The 22,076-nt window shown below is 68.7% G+C and carries 15 protein-coding genes and 1 pseudogene; 4 read left to right on the top strand and 12 right to left on the bottom strand.

The window, feature by feature from the left end:
* Positions 1-212 precede the first annotated feature (212 nt).
* From MIC98_RS08575 to MIC98_RS08560, 4 genes are all read right to left on the bottom strand, one after another.
* Positions 213-3,233, bottom strand: a complete 3,021-nt coding sequence (locus tag MIC98_RS08575; protein WP_239736851.1) for a ligand-binding sensor domain-containing diguanylate cyclase — start codon at positions 3,231-3,233, stop codon at positions 213-215.
* A gap of 116 nt (positions 3,234-3,349) precedes the next feature.
* Positions 3,350-6,334 (bottom strand): ligand-binding sensor domain-containing diguanylate cyclase, encoded by a 2,985-nt coding sequence (locus MIC98_RS08570; RefSeq protein ID WP_239736850.1) that lies wholly within the window; start codon positions 6,332-6,334, stop codon positions 3,350-3,352.
* Positions 6,335-6,550: 216 nt separating this feature from the next.
* On the bottom strand, positions 6,551-7,951 hold the full coding sequence (locus MIC98_RS08565) for an ATP-binding protein (RefSeq protein ID WP_239736849.1): 1,401 nt from the start codon (positions 7,949-7,951) through the stop codon (positions 6,551-6,553).
* Positions 7,948-8,658 carry a response regulator transcription factor gene (locus MIC98_RS08560; protein WP_239738107.1) on the bottom strand — a complete coding sequence of 237 codons (711 nt, stop codon included), beginning with the start codon at positions 8,656-8,658 and terminating at the stop codon, positions 7,948-7,950. The genes MIC98_RS08565 and MIC98_RS08560 overlap by 4 nt, the downstream gene beginning before the upstream one ends.
* A 231-nt stretch (positions 8,659-8,889) precedes the next feature.
* On the opposite strand from MIC98_RS08560, the gene MIC98_RS08555 reads away from it, so the two are divergent.
* The 4 genes and pseudogenes from MIC98_RS08555 to MIC98_RS17110 form a co-directional block, all read left to right on the top strand.
* Positions 8,890-10,227, top strand: a complete 1,338-nt coding sequence (locus MIC98_RS08555) for an efflux RND transporter periplasmic adaptor subunit (RefSeq protein WP_239738105.1) — start codon at positions 8,890-8,892, stop codon at positions 10,225-10,227.
* The gene (locus MIC98_RS08550; RefSeq protein ID WP_239736848.1) at positions 10,224-12,176 is read left to right on the top strand and encodes a MacB family efflux pump subunit; all 1,953 of its coding nucleotides are present in this window, start codon (positions 10,224-10,226) and stop codon (positions 12,174-12,176) included. Before MIC98_RS08555 ends, MIC98_RS08550 begins: the two co-directional genes overlap by 4 nt.
* An 8-nt stretch (positions 12,177-12,184) precedes the next feature.
* Positions 12,185-13,600 carry an efflux transporter outer membrane subunit gene (locus tag MIC98_RS08545; RefSeq protein ID WP_239736847.1) on the top strand — a complete coding sequence of 472 codons (1,416 nt, stop codon included), beginning with the start codon at positions 12,185-12,187 and terminating at the stop codon, positions 13,598-13,600.
* Positions 13,601-13,678: 78 nt separating this feature from the next.
* Positions 13,679-13,789 (top strand): annotated as a pseudogene (locus MIC98_RS17110) (transposase); the annotation flags it as partial.
* A gap of 30 nt (positions 13,790-13,819) precedes the next feature.
* Here the strand turns inward: MIC98_RS17110 and MIC98_RS08535 are convergent.
* The 8 genes from MIC98_RS08535 to MIC98_RS08500 form a co-directional block, all read right to left on the bottom strand.
* Positions 13,820-14,491 (bottom strand): class I SAM-dependent methyltransferase, encoded by a 672-nt coding sequence (locus MIC98_RS08535; RefSeq protein ID WP_057640971.1) that lies wholly within the window; start codon positions 14,489-14,491, stop codon positions 13,820-13,822.
* Positions 14,488-15,411, bottom strand: coding sequence for an NAD(P)/FAD-dependent oxidoreductase (locus tag MIC98_RS08530; protein WP_239736846.1), 924 nt, complete (start codon positions 15,409-15,411; stop codon positions 14,488-14,490). Before MIC98_RS08530 ends, MIC98_RS08535 begins: the two co-directional genes overlap by 4 nt.
* A gap of 2 nt (positions 15,412-15,413) precedes the next feature.
* The gene (locus MIC98_RS08525; RefSeq protein ID WP_057640973.1) at positions 15,414-15,857 is read right to left on the bottom strand and encodes an Rrf2 family transcriptional regulator; all 444 of its coding nucleotides are present in this window, start codon (positions 15,855-15,857) and stop codon (positions 15,414-15,416) included.
* A 132-nt stretch (positions 15,858-15,989) separates the two neighbouring features.
* The gene (locus tag MIC98_RS08520; RefSeq protein WP_239736845.1) at positions 15,990-17,486 is read right to left on the bottom strand and encodes a beta-N-acetylhexosaminidase; all 1,497 of its coding nucleotides are present in this window, start codon (positions 17,484-17,486) and stop codon (positions 15,990-15,992) included.
* A 127-nt stretch (positions 17,487-17,613) separates the two neighbouring features.
* A complete protein-coding gene (locus MIC98_RS08515; RefSeq protein WP_239736844.1) occupies positions 17,614-18,144 on the bottom strand; it encodes a hypothetical protein in 531 nt (176 codons plus the stop codon).
* A 192-nt stretch (positions 18,145-18,336) separates the two neighbouring features.
* Entirely contained in the window at positions 18,337-19,959 is a 1,623-nt protein-coding gene (locus tag MIC98_RS08510; RefSeq protein ID WP_239736843.1) for a sensor domain-containing diguanylate cyclase, read from the bottom strand.
* A 298-nt stretch (positions 19,960-20,257) separates the two neighbouring features.
* Positions 20,258-21,016 (bottom strand): cytochrome P450, encoded by a 759-nt coding sequence (locus MIC98_RS08505; protein WP_239736842.1) that lies wholly within the window; start codon positions 21,014-21,016, stop codon positions 20,258-20,260.
* 3 nt (positions 21,017-21,019) lie between these two features.
* Positions 21,020-22,063 carry a DGQHR domain-containing protein gene (locus MIC98_RS08500; protein WP_239736841.1) on the bottom strand — a complete coding sequence of 348 codons (1,044 nt, stop codon included), beginning with the start codon at positions 22,061-22,063 and terminating at the stop codon, positions 21,020-21,022.
* Positions 22,064-22,076: the final 13 nt, after the last annotated feature.

Raw genomic sequence — 22,076 nt, 5'->3', positions numbered from 1 at the left:
TGCATGCGTGCCGACCAACGGTCGGCACCCACCGTGGTGCATCCCCTTGGCGGTAGCGTTTGATCGCTGATCGGACGACGTAGGTCGGGGCTACCGCCCCAACGGCTTCTGCGATGCACCCATACGGAATGTCGGGAGCGTAGCCCCGACCTACGGTTTCCGGGGGAAATCCTCCGGAAACATCGGCCCCCGAGGTAGCGCCGAACGGGAACTCAGCCGAGGCAGATGCGGTCGCGGCCTTCGCTCTTGGCCTGGTACAGCGCCTTGTCGGCGCGCTGGAACAGCAGCGTCGGGGTGCGGTCGCCCGGGCCGAGCAGCGCCAGCCCGGCGCTGAACGTCACCCGCAGGTCGTCGATGCCGGCCCAGCTGCGCTGGGAGTGGAACAGGCCGCGCAGGCGCATGCACACCAGTTCGGCCTCCTCCAGCGTGGTGTCGTTGAGCAGCAGCGCGAACTCCTCGCCGCCCAGCCGCGCCGGCAGGTCCGAGTCGCGGCTGCTGGCGGCCAGCAGCCGCGCCACCTCGCGCAGCACCTGGTCGCCGACGCTATGCGACCAGGTGTCGTTGACCCGCTTGAAGTGGTCGATGTCCAGCGCCACCAGGCACAGCGGCTGGCCGCTGCGCTGGGAGCGGGCGAAGTCGCGCGCCAGCCCTTCGTCGAAGGCGCGGCGGTTGGGCAGGCCGGTCAGCGGGTCCTCGTGCGCCTGCCGCTCGAAGGCGTCGGCCTGCTCACGCAGGCGCTCGGCCAGCGCGGCTTTTTCCTGATTGGCGGCCAGCAGCCGCTCTGCCTGTTCGCGCAGGTCGGCGGTGCGCTCGGCCACCTGCTGCGCCAGGCGGATGCTGCGGGTTTCGTGGCGGTGGATCAGGTAGCGGTACAACGCCACCAGCGCCAGCAACAGCAGCACGACGGCACCGGCCTGCACGTCGCGCCGCTGCCACAGCCGCGGTTCGACGGTGAAGCTCCACGCCGCGCCGCTGCCGCTCCAGTGCCCGCCGGGGTGCGCGGCGGAGATGTGCAGGGTGTAGTCGCCCGGCGGCAGGCCGAGGAACTCGACGCTGCGCTGGCCGCCGCGCTCGATCCAGCCTTTGTCCAGCCCTTCCAGCCAGGTGCGGTAGCGGATGCGGTCGGACATCAGGTAGCTCAGGCCCACGTAGTCCACCGTCACCCGGCGCCCGCCCGGCAGCGAGTTGCGCTGCGTGCCCTGCCAGCGCACCGGCACGCCGTCCACGCTCACCCCCTCGATCACCGCCGGCGGCGGCAGGCGCTCGCGGAAGCGCAGCAGCCGCAGCGGATCGACCGTGCTCACGCCGCCGGCGGTGGCCACCCAGAAGGTGCCGTCCCGGCGCAGCAGCGCCGACGGCCCGGTGCTGCCGTTGGCCTGCGCGTTGGACATGCCGTCGATCTCGTTGTAGCGCTCCACCGCGAGCTTCGGGCTGCGGCCGTCGGCCACGTCCTCCAGCGCGCGCATGTCGGTGCGCAGCACGCCGCGGTTGCTGCTGATCCAGACGTTGCCGAGGCGGTCGGGCACCATCTGGAACACGGTGTCCACCGGCATGCCCTGCTCCAGCCCCACCCGCGCCAGCTTCCCGTCGCGGTAGCGGTACAGGCCGCGGTCGCTGGCGATCCACATCGCGTTGCCGATCTGCAGGAAGCCGAACACGCTGCGGCCGCCGCCCAGTTCGTCCAGCGCCAGCCGCTGCACGCCGTCGCCGCGCAGCACGCGCACGCCCTCGATGGTGCCGATCCACAGCGCGTCGTCGGCGCTGTACAGCGCGGTCACCAGCCCGGTGGGCAGGCCCGGGGTGGCCGGCACCTGCACGCGGCCGTCCTCGATCCGCACCACCCCGCGCTGGGTACCCAGCCACACGCCGTGGCCGCCGTGGTCGGCGGCCATCACCCGCACGTTGCCGCCGGGCAGGCCGTCGGCCGCGTCGAAATGGCTGACCCTGTCGCTGCCGGCGGCGATGCGGAACACGCCGTCGCCGAAGGTGCCGGCCCACACGTCGCCGGCGCCGTCGCGCGCCAGGCTCAGTATCGAAGGTGGCTTGCCGGCACGGTTGCGCAGCGGCACCGGGGCGATGCGGCCGTCGCGCTCCATCCGGTCCAAGCCGGAGGCGCCGCCGATCCACAGCCGGCCGCGGTCGTCCTCCAGCAGCGCGCGCGCATAGTCGCCGCTCAGGCCGTCGCTGCGGGTATAGCTGCTGAACAGGGTTTCGCGCAGCCGGTACAGGCCGCCGTTGGCGCCGGCCCAGATGCTGCCTTCGGCGTCCTCCAGCAGCGAGACGATGCGCCCGCGCGGCGGCATGCGCGCATCCGGCATGTGCTCCACGCCGTGGTTGCCGACGCGGAACAGGCCCTGGTTCTCGGTGCCCAGCCACAGGTCGCCGTGGCGGTCCTGCAGCATCGCGGTGGCGTGGGTGATGCCGGGCAGCCGCCGTACCAGCTGCGGGCGGTCGCCCTGCAGGCGGTACAGCGCGCCGTCGGCCACGATCCACAGCACGCCGTCGGGCGCGCGGTAGGGCCAGACCACGCCGTGCGACAGGCCGTAGTCGTCCGGCACCCGGCGCAGCACGCCGTCGGTGCCGCGCACCACCAGCCCGTCCAGGGTGCCCACCCATACCCGGTCCTGCGCGTCGACCTCCATCCAGGTGTGGGTCATGCCCATCGGCACGCCGGGCGGCGGCGGCTCGAACACGAATTCCCCATCCGCGCTCAGGTAGCCCACGCCGCGGCCTTCGTACAGCAGCCACAGCCGGCCCTTGCTGTCCTTGCGCATGGCCTGGATCAGCACCTCCGGCGCCGGCGCCTGCCGCGGCCAGCCGTCCCAGCGGCCATCCAGCGCGCGGCGCAGCACGTTGCCGCGCGAATCGCTGATCCACAATGCGCCATCCGAATCCACGTGCAGGGCGCCGACGCCGTTGTCGAGCAGGCCCGGCGTGGAGCCGCGGTCGTAGACGATGAAGTCCAGGCCGTTGTAGCGCACCAGCCCTTCCCAGGTGGCGAACCACAGGTGGCCCTCGGGGGTCTGGGCGATGGCGCGCAGCGAGTTGTGCGGCAGCCCGTTGCGCGAGGTCCACATGTCGATGGCGTAGTCGCGCAGCGGCGGGGTGGCGTCGGCCGCGCTGCCGGGGTCGGCGGCAAGGGCCGGCGGCGGCAGGCACGCCCCCCACAGCAGCACCAGCCACGCCGCAAGCACTCTTGCCGGGAACCATGCCCGCCGGGGCGGCGACGACATCGGGGCGGTACGGGCAGGCCGGGGTGGGGTCATGGGTACGGCGTGGGTGGATTCCGCATATGGTAGGGCGCCCGCCCCACCGGCGCAGCCGGCGCCGGCCCGCCATTCATGGCGCATCAGGCCAGCCGCCCCGCGCTCTCCACCCGGTTGCGGCCGCCGTTCTTGGCGCGGTACAGCGCCGCGTCGGCGGCCTGCATCAGCGCATCCAGCCCGGCCCCGCCCGCGCCTTCGACCACGCCGATGCTGACCGTGACCGGCAGGCCCTGCGCCACCTCGGCCAGGTCCGAATCCTGCACCGCCGCGCGCAGGCGCTCGCACAGCGCCAGCGCCGCCGGCAGCGGCAGCCCCGGCAGCAGCAGCACGAACTCCTCGCCGCCGTGGCGGGCGATGAAATCGCCGGGCCGGCAGGCCTCGCCCGCCACCTGCGCGAAGCGGCGCAGCACCGCGTCGCCGGTGGCGTGCGAACGCTCGTCGTTGATGCGCTTGAAGCGGTCGATGTCCAGCACCGCCAGCGACAGCGCCGCGCCCGCCTGCATGCGCGCGATCTCGGCCGCCGCGCGCTCCTCGAACGCGCGGCGGTTGGGCAGGCCGGTCAGCGCGTCCTGGTGGGCCTGCCGCTCCAGCAGCCGCGCCTGCGCGCCCAGGCGGTCGAGCAGCCCCTGCTTCTCGCGGTCGGCCTCGGCCAGTTGCTCGGCCTGCCGCTTCAGGTCGCCGGTGCGCTCGTCCACCAGCCGCTCCAGCCGCGTGGTATCGCGCCGGTACTGCGCCAGCCGCCGCCGGTACAGGCCGAACGCCAGCAATGCCAGCGCCAGTGCCGCGGCCACGCGCACCGAGGCGCGCTGCCACCAGTACGGTTCGATGCGCAGGTGCAGGACCGCGCCCTCGCCGGTCTGCGCGCCCTCGCCGTTGGCCGCCTCCACCCGGAAGGTGTAGTCGCCCGGCGGCAGCGAGGTGAACTCGACGGTGCGGTGGCTGCCGCGCGGCACCCAGTCGCGGTCGAAGCCGTCCAGCCGGCTGCGGTAGCGCACGCCCTGCGGCGACAGGTAGGTCAGCGCGGCGTAGGAGATCGCCAGGCGCCGGGTGCCGGCCGGCACCCGCACTTCGCCCGGCTCGACGAACGACAGCGGCCGGCCATCGGCCAGCAGCCCTTCCACCACCACCGTCGGCGGCGGCAGTTCGCGGAAGCGGCACATGCGCTCGGGCTGCACCACCGCCGCGCCGCCGGCGGTGGCGAACCACACCGCGCCATCACCGGCCAGCAGCGTGCTGGTGCCGGAGCCGCCATTGCCCTGCGCGTTGGCCATGCCGTCGCGGTTGCCGTACAGGTCCACGCCGACCCGTTCGGCGCGGCCGTCGGCCACCGCGTCGAGCTGGGCATAGTCCATGCGCAGCACGCCGCGGTTGCTGCCCAGCCACGCCGAGCCGTGGCCATCGACCACCATCTGGAACACCGCGTCCACCGGCAGCCCCTGTTCCAACCCGACGTGCGCCAGCGTGCCGCCACGCAGCCGGTACAGGCCGCGGTCGCTGCTGATCCACAGGGCGTCGCGGGCGGCGTCGTGGTACAGCGCCAGCACCCGGCGGCCATCGTCGTCGCCGTCCCCCAGCGGGATCCGCTCGGCCACGCCGTCGGCATAGCGGTACAGGCCGGACAGGGCCGCGATCCACAGTTCGCCGCGCTCGGTTTCCAGCAGCGCGTGCACCAGCGTGCGCGGCAGGCCCGGCGCCTGCAACGGCTGCACCACGCCGTCGCGCAGCAGCCCCACGCCCTGCCGGGTGCCGATCCACAGGCCGCCGTCGCGGGCGCGCGCCAGCGAGCGCACGTGATTGTTGAGCAGGCCGTCGTCGTGGTCGTAGCGGGCCAGCGTGTGGCCGTCGCGCAGGCGATACAGGCCGTCGCCATAGGTGCCGGCCCACAGCTCGCCGTCTAGCGCGAGCAGGGCTAGCACCGACACCTCGCCGCGGTTGGCGTTGGCCGGCTGCAGCACGACGTGGTGGATGCGGCCATCGGGCTCCACCGCGTCCAGCCCGCTGCTGCCGCCGATCCACACCCGGCCCTGCCCGTCCTCGGCCAGGGTGCGCACGAAGTCGTTGCCCAGCCCGGCCTGCACGCCGATGGTGCCGAACAGGGCCTCGCGCAGGCGGTACAGGCCGCCGTTGACCCCGGCCCACAGGCTGTGTTCGTGGTCCTCGAACAACACCGCCACCCGGCCCTCGGGAAGGCCCATGCCGCGCCCGACCTGCTCGACGCCGTCCTCGCCCACCCGCAGCACGCCGCGGTTCTCGGTGCCCAGCCACAACGTGCCGTAGCCATCCTGCAGCAGCGCGGTGATGCGCCCGGCCCGTGGCAGCGTGCGCCACGCGCGCAGTTCGTCGCCATGCATGCGGTAGAGCGTGTTGCCGGCCACCACCCAGATGCGCCCGTCCGGCGCGCGGTACGGCCAGGCCAGCCCGAGCGGCAGCTTGAAGGTGGCCGGGGCCGGCAGCAGGCGGTTGCCATCCACGTACATCAGCCCGCGCAGGGTGCCGATCCACAACCGCCCGTCCTCGCCCTGCGCCGGGCGGATGCCGACGAAGCCGCTGCCCTGCTCCGCCGGCCGCAGCAGGTCGAAGCGGCCGCTGGCCGGTTGCAGGCGGCCCAGGCCGGTGCCGTTCAGGGTGATCCACACCTGCCCCTGCGCGTCCTCGAACACGCCGTCGATGACGGTGCCGGGCAGGCCCTCGGCGCGGCCCCAGTAGCGCAGCCGGTCGCCGGACTGCCAGCGGCCGAGGTTGCCGCGCGAGTCGGCGAACCACAGCCCGCCGTTGCGGCCGGCGTACAGCGCGGCGATGGCGCTGTCGCGCAGCGACGGCTGGCTGCGGCGGTCGTACAGGCGGAACTCGTTGCCGTTGTAGCGCACCAGCCCTTCCCAGGTGGCCAGCCACAGGTAGCCCTCGCCGCTCTGGGCCATGTCGTTGATGGTGTTGTGCGGCAGGCCGTCGCGGGTGGTCCAGACGTCGTGGGTGTAGTCGCCGAGGTCGCCGTTGACGCCGGCGGCCAGCGCCGCCGGGGCCATGCACAGGGCCAGCAGCAGCGTCCACGCCCCGATGCACCGGTGCATCCACCGCGGCGGGGGCGTGAACGGGGCTGGCGCGGGCGTCATCGCGGCCATGCTACATGAACGCGGAAGGTGAATGCCGTGCGTGGTGCCGCATGGCACGCCTTCCGATCCGACACATTGCGTGAGCAATCGTGAGGCAACCGCCCTGCCATCCCGGCGGGCGATCCACGATGAACGCGATTGGTTCATCGACAGGGAACGTTGGACGCGCAGCCGTCAACGCCGCGCCGGGCTCCAGGCCGGGGCCGGCCAGTTGACCACCGCCTCCAGCCCGCCCTCGGGATGGTTGCGCAGTTGCAGCGTGGCGCCGTCCTTCTCGGCCAGCGCACGGGCGATGGTCAGGCCGAGGCCGGCGCCGCCGGTTTCGCGCGAGCGCGAGGTTTCCAACCGCAGGAACGGGGTGAACACCGCTTCCAGTTCCTCCGCCGCCAGGCCGGGGCCGTCGTCGCGGATGCGCACTTCGACCTGCCCGTCGCGCACCTCGGCGCGGATGCGCGCGGCGTGCCCGTACTTGACCGCGTTGTCCACCAGGTTGGAGAACAACCGGTGCATCGCCAGCGGCCGCAGCATCAGCACCGCGCCGCAGCCCTGCTCGAAGGCCACCGCATGGCCGGCCTCGGCCGCGTCCTCGGCCACGCTTTCCAGCAGCGAATCCAGATCGAGCGCGGCGCGCTGCTCGGCGCTCTCGGCGCTGCGCGCCAGCTCCAGCCCTTCGCGGATCAATGCCTGCATCGCGGCCAGGTCGGCGATCAGGCGCTCGCGCAGTGCGTCGTCGGCAACGTTTTCCAGTCGCAGCCGCAGCCGCGTGACCGGGGTCTGCAAATCGTGGGTGATCGCCGCCAGCATCTGCGTGCGTTCGCCGAGGTGGCGTTGCAGGCGCTGCTGCATGGCGTTGAACGCTTCGGCCGCGCGCCGCACCTCCAGCGGCCCGGCCACCGGCAGCGGGTCGCGCTGCAGGTCCTGCCCCAGCTCGGTGGCGGCGGCGGCCAGCCGTTGCAGCGGGGTGCTGGCGATACGCGCCACCACGTAGGCCAGCACCGCGATGGCCAGCGCCAGCAGCGACAGGAACAGCGGGTCGAACGCCGAGCCGGCGCTGCGCGCCACCGCCGGGTATTCCAGCGCCAGCCGCAGCGGCGTGCCGTCGCTCAGCTGCAGCTCCACCAGCCGGCAACGTGGCGGGATGAAACCGGGGTCGCGTTCGCGCGGGTGGCGGTGCCCGCCGCGCTCGCGCGAGGGCATGAACTCCGGCAGCGGCGGCAGGCAGCTGCGGTAGCTGGTGGCGCGCACGCGCGCGGCGGCCACCGGCCCCTCGCGCCGGGCGAGGACGTCCATCAAGTCGCGGTCGTCGTCGCCGGTGCGGTAGTCGCCGCGCACCGCGCGCACGCTCGGCCCACCCACCGCCAGCAACCGCGAACGCAGTTCCGGGTTGCCGTCGAGCAGGTTGACGAAGCCCTGCAGGCGGTCGGCGATGCGCGCCAGGTTCTGCCGCTCGAACTCCTGCGCGCGGCGCATCCCGGCCAGCGCGGTGGCGCCGATCGCCGCGGCCATCATCCCCAGCAGCAGGATCACGAACAGCCGCCCGGCCATCGACGACAGGAACCGCCGCAGCCGCGTCATTCCAGTTCCACCGCGCTGGCGAACACGTAGCCCTCGTTGCGCACGGTCTTGACCAGCCCGTCGCTGCCGCCGGCATCGCCGAGCTTCTGCCGCAGGCGGCTGACCTGCAGGTCGATGGCGCGGTCCTGCGCCTCGTAGCTGCGGCCGCTGCTCAGCGCCACCAGCTGTTCGCGCGAGAGCACCTTGTTGGCATGTGCGACGAACACCCGCAGCAGCCGGAACTCGGCGCCAGACAGCATCACCACGCGCCCGGCCGGATCGACCAGGTGACGGCGTTCGAGGTCGAACACCCAGCCGGAGAACGTGGCCCGGCGCATCGCCAGCGGTTCCAGGTTCGCCGGCAGCGCCTCGGTCCGGCGCAGCACGTTGCGGATGCGCGCCAGCAGTTCGCGCGGCTCGAACGGCTTGGCCAGATAGTCGTCGGCGCCCATCTCCAGCCCGAGCACGCGGTCGATCGGCTCGGCGCGGGCGGTGAGCATGATCACTGGCGTGGACGAGCGCGCGCGCAGCTCGCGGCACAACGCCAGCCCGTCCTCGCGCGGCAGGTTGAGGTCGAGCACGATCAGGTCGATGTGTTCGCGCGCCAGCGTCTGGCGCATCTGCGCGCCATCGGCGGCGGTGCTCACCGCGTAGCCGGCGCGGCCGAGCTGCTCGGCCAGCAGGCCGCGGATGTCGCTGTCGTCGTCGACCACCAGCAGGCGGTGCATGGTTTGGGTTTCCTTCATGGCGCCAATGATCCCCGCTCGCGCGCCGGAATGCGCGCCCGCGCGTGTTTCGCACTGCATCGACCGCACCGCTTGATACACGGCGATACACCATACCCGCCCGCCGACACACGCCGACACATGCCGTGCGTTGTGGCCGCCGTGCGCGCCGGCCAGACTGATGCCGACGCCGCATTCAGCGGCCCCGAGCGCGAGACCACCGTGAAGTTGCCCCTGCCCAAGACCCGCCGCAACCGCCTCCTGCTGGCCGCCGCCCTGCTCGTGGCGGTCGCCGCCGCCCTCTACTGGGGCCTGCGCAAGCCGGCCGCGCCCTCGCTGGCGACCTCGCCGGTGACCCGCGGCAACCTGGAGCAGACCGTGGACGCCACCGGCGTGATCGACGCCTACACGCTGGTCAGCGTCGGCGCCCAGGCCTCGGGCCAGATCAAGTCGCTGAAGGTGCAACTGGGCGACGTGGTCAAGCAGGGCGACCTGATCGCCGAGATCGATTCCACCACCCAGCAGAACAGCCTGATGAACGCCGAGGCGGCGCTGGAGAACATCCGCGCCCAGCGCGCGGTGCAGCAAGCCACGCTGCGCGAGGCCGAGCTGGCGTTCGCTCGGCAGAAGCAGATGCTGGCCGACGAGGCCACCTCGCGCGCCGAGTACGAAAGCGCCGAGGCCAAGCTGGCCACCGCGCGGGCACAGGTGCGCGCACTCGACGCACAGACCCGACAGCGCGAAACCGAGCTGGGCACCGCCCGCGCCAACCTCGGCTACACCCGCATCACCGCGCCGATCGACGGCACCGTGGTGGCGGTGGTGGCCGAGGAGGGCCGTACCGTCAACGCCAACCAGTCGGCACCGACCATCGTCAAGCTGGCGCGGCTGGACCTGGTGACGGTCAATGCGGAAATCTCCGAAGCCGACGTGGTCAAGATCAAGCCGGGCATGCCGGTGTACTTCACCATCCTCGGCAACCCGGACCACCGCTACGAGGCCACCCTGCGCACGGTGAACCCGGCGCCGGCCTCGATCAGTTCGGACAGCACCAGCAACAGTTCGTCCTCGTCCAGCTCCAGCTCGGCGGTCTACTACAACGCGCTGTTCGACGTGGAGAACCCGGACGGCACCCTGCGCATCGACATGACCGCGCAGGTGTCGGTGATGCTGGCCCAGGCCAGGGACGCCTTGCTGATCCCCACCGTCGCGCTCGGCCCCAAGGTGCCCGAGGGCGGCCCCGGCCGTGCCGAAGGCGACGCCCCGCGCCAGCGCGGCAACGGCAACGCGGCACGCGCGCAGGGCGACGGCGCGCAGCGCCCGCGCCGCCAGCAGCCCGATGCGGCCGCACTCGCCACCAGCAACAGCTACATCGTGCGTGTGGTCGGCAAGGACGGCCAGCCCGAGCCGCGCCGGATCAAGGCCGGCCTGAACAACGGCTCCAGCGTCGAGGTGCTCGAAGGCCTGGTCGAGGGCGACCTGGTGGTGGTCGGCGAAGTGACCGACGCCGAGCGCGCCAGCGCCCGCAGCACCATGCGCGGGCCGATGATGATGGGCGGCCCGCGCCGATGAACCAGCCGCTGCTGCAACTGCGCGACCTGCGCCGCGAGTTCCCGGCCGGCGAGGACACCATCGCCGTGCTCAAGGACGTCAACCTCGACATCCACGCCGGCGAGATGGTCGCCATCGTCGGCCAGTCCGGCTCGGGCAAGTCCACGCTGATGAACATCCTCGGCTGCCTGGACCGCCCCACCGTCGGCTCCTACAAGGTGGCCGGGCGCGAGACCGGCAGGATGGAGCCGGACGAACTGGCCGAACTGCGCCGCGAGCACTTCGGCTTCATCTTCCAGCGCTACCACCTGCTCGGCGACCTCGACGCGCGCGGCAACGTGGAAGTGCCGGCCGTCTACGCCGGCACCCCGGCGGCGGCGCGGCGCCAGCGCGTCGAGGCGCTGCTGGCACGGCTGGGGCTGGACGAGCGCATGGGCCACAAGCCCGGCCAGCTCTCCGGCGGCCAGCAGCAGCGCGTGTCGATCGCGCGCGCGCTGATGAACGGCGGCGAGGTGATCCTGGCCGACGAACCCACCGGCGCGCTGGACAGCGCCTCCGGCGAGGAAGTGATGAAGATCCTCGGCGAGCTGCATGCCGAGGGCCACACCATCATCATCGTCACCCACGACATGCACGTGGCCGAGCACGCCCAGCGCATCATCGAGATCCACGACGGCGAAATCGTCGCCGACCGCCGCAACGACAAGCCCGCCGGGTTCCAGCCGCGACAGCGCGTGGCACCGCCGAAGACCGGCGGCAGCACCTTCCAGGCCGCACGCGACCGCTTCCTCGAAGCCTTCCGCATGGCCCTGCTGGCGATGAACGCGCACCGCCTGCGCACCTTCCTGACCATGCTCGGCATCATCATCGGCATCGCCTCGGTGGTGTCGGTGGTGGCGATGGGCAACGGCTCGCAGCAGCAGATCCTGCAGAACATCAGCGCGCTGGGCACCAACACCATCGACGTGTACCCCGGCCGCGGCTTCGGCGACATGCGCTCGGGCCGGGTGCAGACGCTCAAGGGCAGCGACGCCGACGCGCTGGCCACGCAGAGCTACATCGACAGCGCCACCCCCAGCGTGTCCAGCTCGGTGACCGCGCGGGTCGGCAACAAGGCCGCCTCGGCGCAGGTCAGCGGCATCGGCGAGCAGTATTTCCGGGTCAAGGGCATGACCCTGGTGTCCGGCCGCTACTTCGATGCCGGCGAGGTCAAGGCGCTGGCGCAGGTGGTGGTGATCGACGAGAACACCGCCAGCCAGCTGTTCGGCGGCGACGACCCGCTGGGCCAGGTGGTGCTGCTGGGCAACGTGCCGGCGCGGGTGATCGGCATCGCCAAGCGCCAGTCGATGGGCTTCGGCGGCAGCACCAGCCTCAACGTGTGGGTGCCCTACACCACGGTGATGGCGCGCATGCTCGGCCAGAGCTACCTCAGCAGCATCACCCTGCGGGTCAAGGACGACACGCCGATGGATGCCGCGCAGTCGGCCATCACCCGGCTGCTGACCCTGCGCCACGGCACCGAGGATTTCTTCCTCAGCAACACCGCCGAGATCCGCGAGACCATCGAGTCCACCACCCGCACCATGACCCTGCTGATCGGCGCCATCGCCGCCATCGCGCTGGTGGTGGGCGGCATCGGCGTGATGAACATCATGCTGGTGTCGGTGACCGAGCGTACCCGCGAGATCGGCGTGCGCATGGCCGTGGGCGCGCGCCAGAGCGACATCCGCCAGCAGTTCCTGATCGAGGCGGTGCTGGTGTGCCTGCTCGGCGGCGTGCTCGGCATCGCCCTGGCGCTGGGCATCGGCTGGGCGTTCAAGAGCTTCGGCGCCAGCTTCACCCTGCTGTTCTCCACCGGCTCGATCGTCGCCGCCTTCGCCTGCTCGACCCTGATCGGCGTGGCGTTCGGTTTCCTGCCGGCCCGCAACGCCGCCCAGCTCGACCCGGTCGAGGCATTGGCCCGCGAATGAAGATGACCATGAACCGTTCCTTCCGTCCCCTGCTGCTCTCCGCCGCCCTCGCCGTGCTGGTCGCCGGCTGCGCCACCACGCCCAGCGCCGACCCGGCCGCCGACCTGCGGGTGCCCGCCGGCTACGGCCGCGGCGATGCCGCCGCCAACGCGCCGGTGCAGGCCATCGAGCGCGACCTCACCGCACCGCCGGCCGACGTCCGCGCCGATGCGTGGTGGCAGGGTTTCGCCGACCCGCGGCTGGACCGGCTGGTCGAGCGCGTGCTCGACGGCAACACCGACATGGCCTCGGCCGGGCTGAAGCTGGAGCGCGCCCGCGCGCAGGCCGGGCTGGCTGGCGCCGAGCTGTGGCCGCAGGCCTCCGGCTCGGCCAGCGCCAACGGCAGCCGCGCCATCGACAGCGGCGACGACTGGTCGCGCAACCACAGCGCCAGCGTGTCGCTGGGCTGGGAACTGGACCTGTGGGGCAAGCTGCGCGGCCAGCGCGACATCGCCCGCTGGGAAGCGCAGGCCACCGCGCAGGACCTGCAGAACACCGTGCTCAGCCTGATCGGCCAGAGCTGCGAGCTGTACTGGCAGCTGGCCTACCTCAACCAGGCCATCACCAGCGGCCAGGCCAACCTGGAGCGGCTGGAGCGCACCGCCGCGCTGGTGCAGTCGCAGTTCGACGCCGGCGCGGTGTCGCGGCTGGAGGTGCGGCAGGCGCGGCAGAACATCGAGAGCCAGCGCGCCGCGCAGGCGCAGCTGGAACAGCAGCGGGTGGAAACCCGCAACGCCCTGACCGTGCTGCTGGACGGCCAACCGTGGCCGCTGGCCGACGAACCGCAGGACCTGCTCGTCACCCACAGCCCGGCCGTGGCCGAGGGCCTGCCGGCCGAGCTGCTGGCGCGCCGTCCCGACCTGCGCGCGGCCGAACTGCGGCTGCGGCAGTCGCTGGCCAACATCAAGGTCACCGCCACCAGCTACTACCCCAGCCTGAACCTGACCGGCTCGGTCGGCAGCTCCGCACCCTCGCTCGGCGACGTGCTGCGCAACCCGGTGGCGACGCTGGGCGCCGGCCTGAGCCTGCCGTTCCTGAAGTTCCGGCAGATGCAGCTGAGCATCGACTCGGCCGACCTGTCCTACCAGATCGCCGCCAACGACTTCCGCAAGACGCTGCACACCGCCCTGTCGGAAGTGGACAACGCCCTGTCCGCGCGCGAGCGGCTGGCCGAGCAGGTCGCCGCGGCGCAGGCCTCGCACGACGAGGCGGTGGAAATCGCCCGCCTGTACGAAGTGCGCTACCGTGCCGGCGCCACCGACCTGCGCACCTGGCTGGAAGCACAGCAGACCCGCCGCAATGCCGAACTGTCGCTGGCGCAGGCCCGCCGCAGCCAACTGGTCAACGACGTGACCCTCTACAAGGCGCTGGGCGGTGGCGCCTGAGTAGCACACCATGGGAGCGTGCCTTGGTGCGCGATGGGACATCACCGGTACATCTCAGCAGAACCCCCTTCCCGATGGGAACGGGCGATGGTGCGCAGTGCTCTCTACATGGCGACGGTCGTGGCTATGCGGCACGACCCGGTCATCCGGGCCTGTTACGAGTGGCCGGTAGCGGCAGGGCGACAGCGGGCCATCACAAAGCCGAAGGGCCCCTGTCTCTCATGACCTGCGGGCAACCCACCCCTTGAAGGTGAATGCGCAATAGAAAAGGACGATGTCCGTGAATCCGGCCTCGCGCAGCAAATCGGCGTCCTGCTCGGGCGAGAGCACGGGCAATCGCTCCTTGATTGCCATGCTGCCTTCGGCCTGCACCGCAGGCACGCCAGACGCGGCCGCGAATGCCGCATTACGCGCGAGCCACCGGTCTCCGGCAGCACCTCCAATGGGAAAGCTGTGATGCGCGACGACAAGGGACGCCCCGGGCTTGAGCCGCATAAATATTTGCTTCAAGGTCTGCAGGCGTTCAACTGGCGGCAGGAAATGCAGCGTCAGCAGGCAGACCGCGCCATCGAAAGGCGCCTTGGGCGCACTATCGATATAGCCTTCGTGCAGGCGCACGCGCGGCATCAGTGATCCCAGAGTCATGCGGGCCAGGTCGAGCATGCGAGCGGATGGATCGATGCCGTCGAAGTGCCAACCTGGCTGCATCTCGGCAATGGCCTTCAATTCCATCCCACCACCGGCGCCGAGCACCAGGATGCGTGCGTCGGCAGGCGCGTGCTCGGCCAGCAGCACGCCCGCCATCCGGTGCAGGTCCCGAAGGCCCGGTACGATCTTCGCAGTCCTCTCTGCATAGCCCGATACAGCAGCCGGGTCGGAGAACAGCGTCATCGAGCACAGCCTTCGGCTTGCACGGGAACGATGGTTTCGGGCCAAAGCAGCGAACGATGGATCTGGGCACCTGCCATGGCACCGTTGCCCACGGCCAGCGACACCGAATGGGGTGCCCGCGCCACGTCACCGCAGGCAAATACCCCACTCACCGAGGTCCTGCTCTCGGCATCGGTGAGGATCTGCATGCCCATGGGCGTCTCTTCCAACACGCAGCCCATTGCCTCGACCAGAGAACCAGAAGGAGAAGTGCGTGTCGCTGTAAACAGGCCAGCAAATCGAAGTAGACGCCCGTCGGCCAGCATCACGTCGGCATGCCCCTCGATTCTGTCAATGGCTGTCTCCTCGATCATTACGCCCCGGCGCTCCAGGGTGGACCTGACCTCTTGACTCAGTTCCACAGCGCCATTGACGAGCAGGGTCACACTGCCCCAATCGGTCAGCAGTTCGGCCTGGTGGATGGACATCGGGCCCGTACCGACAATGCCAATGCAGCCTTGGCCGAGTTCGTATCCATGGCAGTAGGGACAATGGAAGATCGCCGTGCCCCAACGCTCGGCGAGGCCCTCGACTGCGGGCAACTGATCGGCTATGCCGGTGGCCAGCAAGATGCGGCGGCCTCGGTGCGCTCCGCCGTCAGACGTCTTGACGGTGAATTCATCCACCTGCCCCGTAACGGCTTCGACCCGGCCTTCAAGCCAGTTCAGTGTCGGATAGGCCCCCAGTTGGCGGCGCGCGTTCGCTGCGATCTCGCCGGGGGGGACGCCATCCTGACCGAGAAACCCGTGCGAATGGCGGGCGAAGCGGTTGCGCCGCTCGCCCGCATCGATCACCAGCACGGACCTGCGCGCACGCACCAGTTGCAGGGCTGCGGCCATTCCCGCATAGCTTCCACCGATGACGATGACGTCGTGCTGCATGGTTACCCCCTTTTGCGTCGTGCCGCCGCATGCCGGCGCGCGAAGTCAGCGGCCAGATCGGCGAGGGTGACTTCCGAGAACCGCTTCAGCAGCAGCGCCTCGGCTTCGGCAATAGTGCCTTCGAGCGCGGCATTCACCACCTGCTCGACCAGGCACTCCGGTGCCTCGTTGCGGTTGCCGATGGCAAACATGGCCGGTTCGCCCAGTGCTTCGTGCAACTGGCGAAGGGTGACGGAGCCAAGGTCGGCATGGATGCGCCATCCACCCGCGTGGCCTCGATCCGAAGTCACGATACCTGCCTCCCGCAAATACCCCATGGTGCGCCGGACGACGACCGGGTTGGTGCCCAGGCATTGGGCCAGGGCGTCGGAAGTGATCGGCCCCTCCTGCTCGGCCATGTGCAGCAGCGCGTGCAGGACGGACGACAGGCGGCTGTCGCGTTTCATGTAACTAACGATGTTTCATATCGAAGTGCATGTCAAGTCCGATCTGGATCGTGGACTCCGTCAAGCCGACTGCGCTTGATACTCAGGACAACTGTCCGTGCCTCCAGAATCAAATGGCCTGGAAATCCACGATCACTTCGCCCAGCCCAGATCCGGCTCGGCGTGGTAGTCGATACCCATCGCATCCAGATGCGGACGCAGCACGCCCATGCGCTGCACGAAGCCGGCGTAACCACGCTGCCCGGCAGGGCTCCACGCCAGTTCCGCGGTCGCCGCCAGCCGCGGCCACAGCCGGTTGTCCGCCGCCGCGTCGGTGTGCACCAGCTCCGTCCACAGCGCCGCCTCGATGCCCACCGCGGTCGTGAACGGCGCCGGGTCGAAGCCGTAGAGCCGCGCCAGTGGCACGCCCTCCTTGCGGCACCAGTCGTAGGTTTCGGGCTGGCCGGCGTAATTACCGTGGTCGATGTAGAAATACGAGCACGGCGACAGGATCAACGGGTGCCCTTTCGCCACTGCCGCGTCGATGGCGTAGCCGTCGTTCCACAACTGCAGCATCACCTGCGGACGGGTGTCGGCCACCGAACCCTCCTCCCATGCGATGGGGGTGCGCCCCATCTCCTCCACCATCGCCGCGGTGCGGGCCACGAAGTCGGCATACAGCGGATGCTTGATCTCGTCGCCGCCGATGTGGATTTCCTTGGACGGGAAAACCGCCAGCACCTCTTCCAGCACGTTGCGGACGAAGGGATACACCACCTCCGGCTTGTCCAGGCACAGCACGCTGAAACCCACTTCCAGCCCCGAATAGGGCGACAGGTTCTCCACGTCGTCGCAGGCCAGCTCGTTGTACGAGGCCAGCGCCGCCTGCACGTGGCCGGGCATGTCGATCTCCGGCACGAGGGTGATACCGCGCGCCTGCGCGTAGGCCACCAACTCCCGCAATTCTTCCTGCGTGTAGAAGCCGCTGCGCCCGCCCTTGACCGCGCTGGCGCCACCGATCTCCACCAGCTTCGGGTAGCGCTTGATCTCGATGCGCCAGCCCTGGTCGTCGGTCAGGTGCAGGTGCAGCCGGTTCAACTTGAAGAAGGCCATGCGGTCGATGGTCTTCTGCAGGTATTCGACCGGCAGGAAGCTGCGCGCCACGTCCAGCGAAAGGCCGCGCCAGCGATAGGCCGGAACGTCGGTGATCGTGACGTGCGGCAGCGCGTAACCCGCCTGCGCCCGTGCCGGCAGCAGTTGGCGCAGGCTCTGCACCGCATGCAGCAGGCCGACATCGGTCTGCGCGCCGAGGCGGATGTCATCGGCCACCACCAGCCGGTAGCCCTCCTCGCCCAGCGCTGCATCCTCCACCAATTGCAGGTGGATGCGCGTTACCGCCGCAGCGTCGCTGGCGATGCCCAGCCCGGCCAGCGCCTCGGCCAATGCGCGCTTCGCGTCGGGCGCGGCCTCGGCCGCATCCACCGCCACCGCGCCTGAAATCCGCAATTCGCCGGACTGCGTTTCCACCGACTGCGGTACCGGCACGAGATGCAACGGCGCGGCGGCGGCCTGCGACGACGGGCCACACGCGATGCCCGCGACGGCGAGCAGGCAGGCCAGCAGGGTTTCAGGCTTGATCGGCGATTTCATCTCGGCGGGCAATCCGGGCGAAGGAGTCGCAGGCATTCTGCATGGCCCCGGCCGGCCCCACCACCCGGATCACCCACGGCAGGCCAAGCCGCTCCGCCGTGCCGGACGAAACACCGGCAAAGCCCGCCTACAGGGTCCGCGTGACATCGGCGCCACGCCCGGCGAGGAAACCCGCGGCTTCCTGCTGCTGCGCGGTCGAAAGCGCATGGACGACCACCGCGCCGCCGCCGGCCGCGATCGCCTTGCGCACGGCCTGGATGTAGCGATCGTGATCCGGTCGCAGCGCCACCAGCCCGCCCAGGAACAGGCCGCCGATCGCCCCGTACAACACCCACCAGCCGCCCGCGGCCCACGGCGAACTCTCCACGTACGGCACGCCCACCCACATCATCGCCGCGAACACCAGGCCGCCCACCACCGCGCCGAGCAGGCACAGCTTGAGGTGCGCGAGCACGATCGTGCGCCAGATGCCGCCGCCTTCCGGCTCCAGCTTGATGTCGACGTCGCGGGTATCCGCGGTGATCACCTTCACCTGCGCCGGCTGGAAGCCCAGCTGTTCGACCAGCTCCACCGCCGCCGCCCGCGCCGATGCCGGCACCGGGAAGATCGCGGCCAGCTTGCTGTTGGACACCTCACCGGTAATGGGATTGTCGGACATGGCCAACTCCTGCTACTCGGGATTGCCCTCCGTTTAGCAGCTCCACGGTGGAAAACACGCGAGACGGCCTGCCCGTTCGCAACGCGTCGTTCACAGGGCGGCCGGTTTTTCAGTTTCCTTCCGCTGAAAAAACGGCAGGACAGCCGTCTTTCACGGCGAAGCCACCCAAAGGGTGACGCACAAGGATATGCGTCATGAAAAAACGCACACGCCCAATGACTGGCTCTTCGCCCGGTACATGGCCGCGTCCGCGGCGCGCAGGTAGTCATCGATGGTCGCCAGGCCGGACTCGCTGCTGACCAGCCCGATGCTCGCACCGCTGGCCACGGTGTGCGCGCCGATCTCGTAGGGCACCGCGAGGGCGGCGGCAATCTGCCGGGCGCGGTCGGCGGCTTCGGCCGGATCGATGGATTCGAGCAGCACGTTGAACTCGTCGCCGCTCATGCGCGCGACCAGATCGACCGTGCGCACGCAGGATTCGAGCCGGCGCGCCACCTGTTGCAACAACTGGTCGCCCACATGGTGCCCCAGGGTGTCGTTGACAGTCTTGAACCGGTTGAGGTCCAGCAGCAGCACCGCGAACATCGTGGTGCCACCGCGTGCCGGCACCTCATCGCCTTTCGCGGCCTCGTTCCCGTGCAGCGCGATGGCATGCGCGAGGCGGTCGCGGAACAACGGCCGGCCCGGCAGGTTGGTCAGGGCATCGTAGGAACTGCCGCGTTCGGCCAGGTCGCTCAACGAACCCGCCATGCGCACGGCAACGCCGTCCTCGAACTCGGCGACCCCGCGCCAGTTGACCCACACCAGCCGCCCCGAGCGGTGGAACGCGCGGAAATCCACCGAAAAGTTCGGGCTGTCCCCCGACAGGTGCCGGCGGTAGGCGGCCTGCACCCGCCCGCGGTCATCGGGATCGATCAGTTGCTGGAGAAAATGCCAGCCCCCGTCGTGCACGTGGTGGGTGCCGCCCAGCCCGACGATCTCGTGGAAGCGCTCGGACGCATGCAGCGCATCCGTCCGCAGGTCCCAATCCCAGATGCCGTCGTTGGAGCCGCGGGTGGCGAGCGAATAGCGGTTGTCGGAGCGCAGCAGCTCCAGCTCCGTGTTCTTCTGCCGGGTCACGTCGATCATCAGGCCGATCATGCGGTTCGGCCGCCCCGGCTCGACCACCGCGCGGCACAGGTCGCGCACCCACACCACCTTGCCGGACTTGGCGATCAGCCGGTAGCTCATCTCGTAGGCATGGCTGTGCGTGGCGTTGTACGCGGCATCGTCGATGACCAGGGCTTCGGGCAGGTCGTCGGGATGCACGCGCGAGCGCCAGAACCCCGGATCGGAACGCCATTCCTCCACCGTGTAGCCGAACAGCCGCTCGACCTGCGGACTCAGGAAGGTATTGCCCACGCCGCGCTCAGCTTCCCAGACGACGCCATCGATGGTTTCCAGCAGGCGCAGGAAGCGCTGGCGCACCTCCACCAGCACCTGCTCGGTGACCTCGGTGATCTCGATCAGCACACCCTGGCGGCTGATCACCCGCTCCGCCGCATCCAACTCCGGGTGGAGCTGCAGGCGCATCCAGCGATAGTCCGCGTCGGCGAACCGCAGCCGGAACACCGGCATGCCCGAGCGCAGGGTGCCGACGTCGTCGGGATGCACGAATTCAAGCAGGGACCGGCCGAGCGCCGCCTCCACCGGATGGCCGGTGAGCGTGTGCCAAGCCGGGTTCAGGTAGGTGATCTCCCACAGCGCATCCGTTTGCACCACCGCCTCGGGCAGCAGTTGCAGCAGGTGTGCGGACGGCGTGGAAGTGGTGGGCATGCAGGATTATGGTCGTCGAAGCATGATCGTCCAGTCCAGCGCCAGCCCACATGACCGACGGTTCTGTCACATTCCCGTGGTCAAGCTGCGCCGGCCCATGCGGCCAGCGCGACGATTCAATTCTGACGCAGCACCCTGTCCAGCGCGCCTTATCACTGAGGCGTATCACTTGATACTGGCCGAGGCGATCAACGGCAGCAACAACGAGCTACGGTCTTGATGATTTCTGAGCAATGGCCGAAGCGAATGGTCGAAGCGAATTGGCTGGGACTCTGGAAAGTGAATCTATCTCTCCAAGTCAACCGAACAGTGCCGTTGAAAGCACGGGCAGAGGGCCCCTATCATCCGCGAATTTAGATTTTAGGTATGCAATCTGGGCATCACCAAGACCCAAGGAAGAAAAGGACGCAATCTTCTTCTTCTCTTCAAGGAACGCTAAGAGCGGCAATGCGACAATTGCGTGTCCTGCATCATAGGCATAAAGCGTCGGATCACCGATATATGCGCCTATCGCTCTACGAACCCCCAACCCTACCAATTGTTTGAACCATTCGTGTGGAATAGGCTCAGAAAATCTCTGAAACCGATAATTTACATCCTCTCGGCGATGCGTCATCCATCGAAATGCTGGCTCTGCGTCAATATCCTGAGAAACAAGCGCACCACCCGGAAAGCGCCTCTCGTATGCACGAGTGACGACCGTATGCGAGTTACCCTCGGAAAAAGAAATTGAAGATCCAGCCACTACCTCTAACATCGCTGGACTATTGCCGACATAGAAGACAGCCAAGCCATCCCGTGCGAGCGCAGCCTTTGCCGCATAAAAGCAAGCATAATAGAGCTTCACCGTTGCCCAACTGAAATAACCCCGCTGAATACCCCAAAGCGCATCCGAAAAAGTCGACAACCCCGAGAACAGTGCGCCACGCGCATCATCTGCGAGTGCCGAACAAAGAGTATCGGCGGACGCCGCACTCAGCACGATTGATTTCGCGCTGGTCTTATTGAAAGGCTTTGAAGTCAAGCCCTCAATATAGGCCGGAGCCTGCTGCAGCATAGATCAGAGCTTCAACGCAGCGCTATTCGCAGGAATAGCGCGCATGGATGCAACGAGCCGATCAAAGACAATCCGCGGCGCATCTTTGCCGCCAAACCCCTTCAGCTCCTCCTGACGAATCCGATTCTCAGCAGAGATCGTCAACATGTTAGAAATGTTCTCTACGGAAAAGTCTCTTGGATTAAGCGCATTACATGCCGGAATAATTTTTAGTTTCAAAAAATCAACCGCACCAATAAAACCCGCCGCGAACTGAAAAGCATTAGTCTTCTCATTCCAGTATGAACCGTATCTCGACGAGAGCGCCACAAAGAAGTTCAAAACAATCCGCTGTTGCACGCCAAGCTCATACGCATCAATCTGCTCAAAGATTCCCTTATCCTCGACAAGGGGCTTCAAAGCAGATACAGCTGTCGACAGTGCAATACCACCCTTGCGAATCGGCTGGTTTGGCATTTTTATATTCTGGTAATAGGGCGACTCCTCTAGATTATTGAGCGCCATAGCAATATCTCGCGCACGCACCGCCGCAGCATCAACAACAACATCGCTCGCCTCGCCAAATAAATCAAACACAAGACTCCGCGGAACCGGCCGTTGCTCCGTATTAATTGACAAGAAAATATCGGCGCATGCTCTTGTATTGAGGCCAACGTAAATACTGACAGGAACCTCCAAATCCCCAAGGTCGTCCTTTTCCTCCAAGGCGGCGCGCAATCCCTCTACACGATGCTGCCCATCGATGATCTGCGCACTGCGTGACGCTTCATCCAGCTTAAGCTCACCATCGTCAAAAACAGGACGCGCCGCAGCGGTCCAATTTAGGACAATGGTGCTTGGGTAGCTCCCCTCAGTAAGAGCGAACTTTCGCAGACTCGCGAGACGATCACGATTGAAAATTCTTTGCACCGCACCTTCTTCGTCATCCACGCCTCGAATAGCGACATAAGAGATTGACACCAACTGTCTAGCTTTCAGTGCGGCAAGGTAGAACTCCCGATCGCCTTGGCGAACTTTAATGGCAGGAACCCTGATCTGTCGTGGCATTTCGATTCCTTCC

The sequence above is a fragment of the Stenotrophomonas sp. NLF4-10 genome (genome assembly GCF_022359915.1).
GTDB lineage: Bacteria > Pseudomonadota > Gammaproteobacteria > Xanthomonadales > Xanthomonadaceae > Stenotrophomonas > Stenotrophomonas daejeonensis.
Note: the sequence above shows the minus strand (reverse complement) of the source record. Positions and strands in the feature narration are given on the sequence as shown.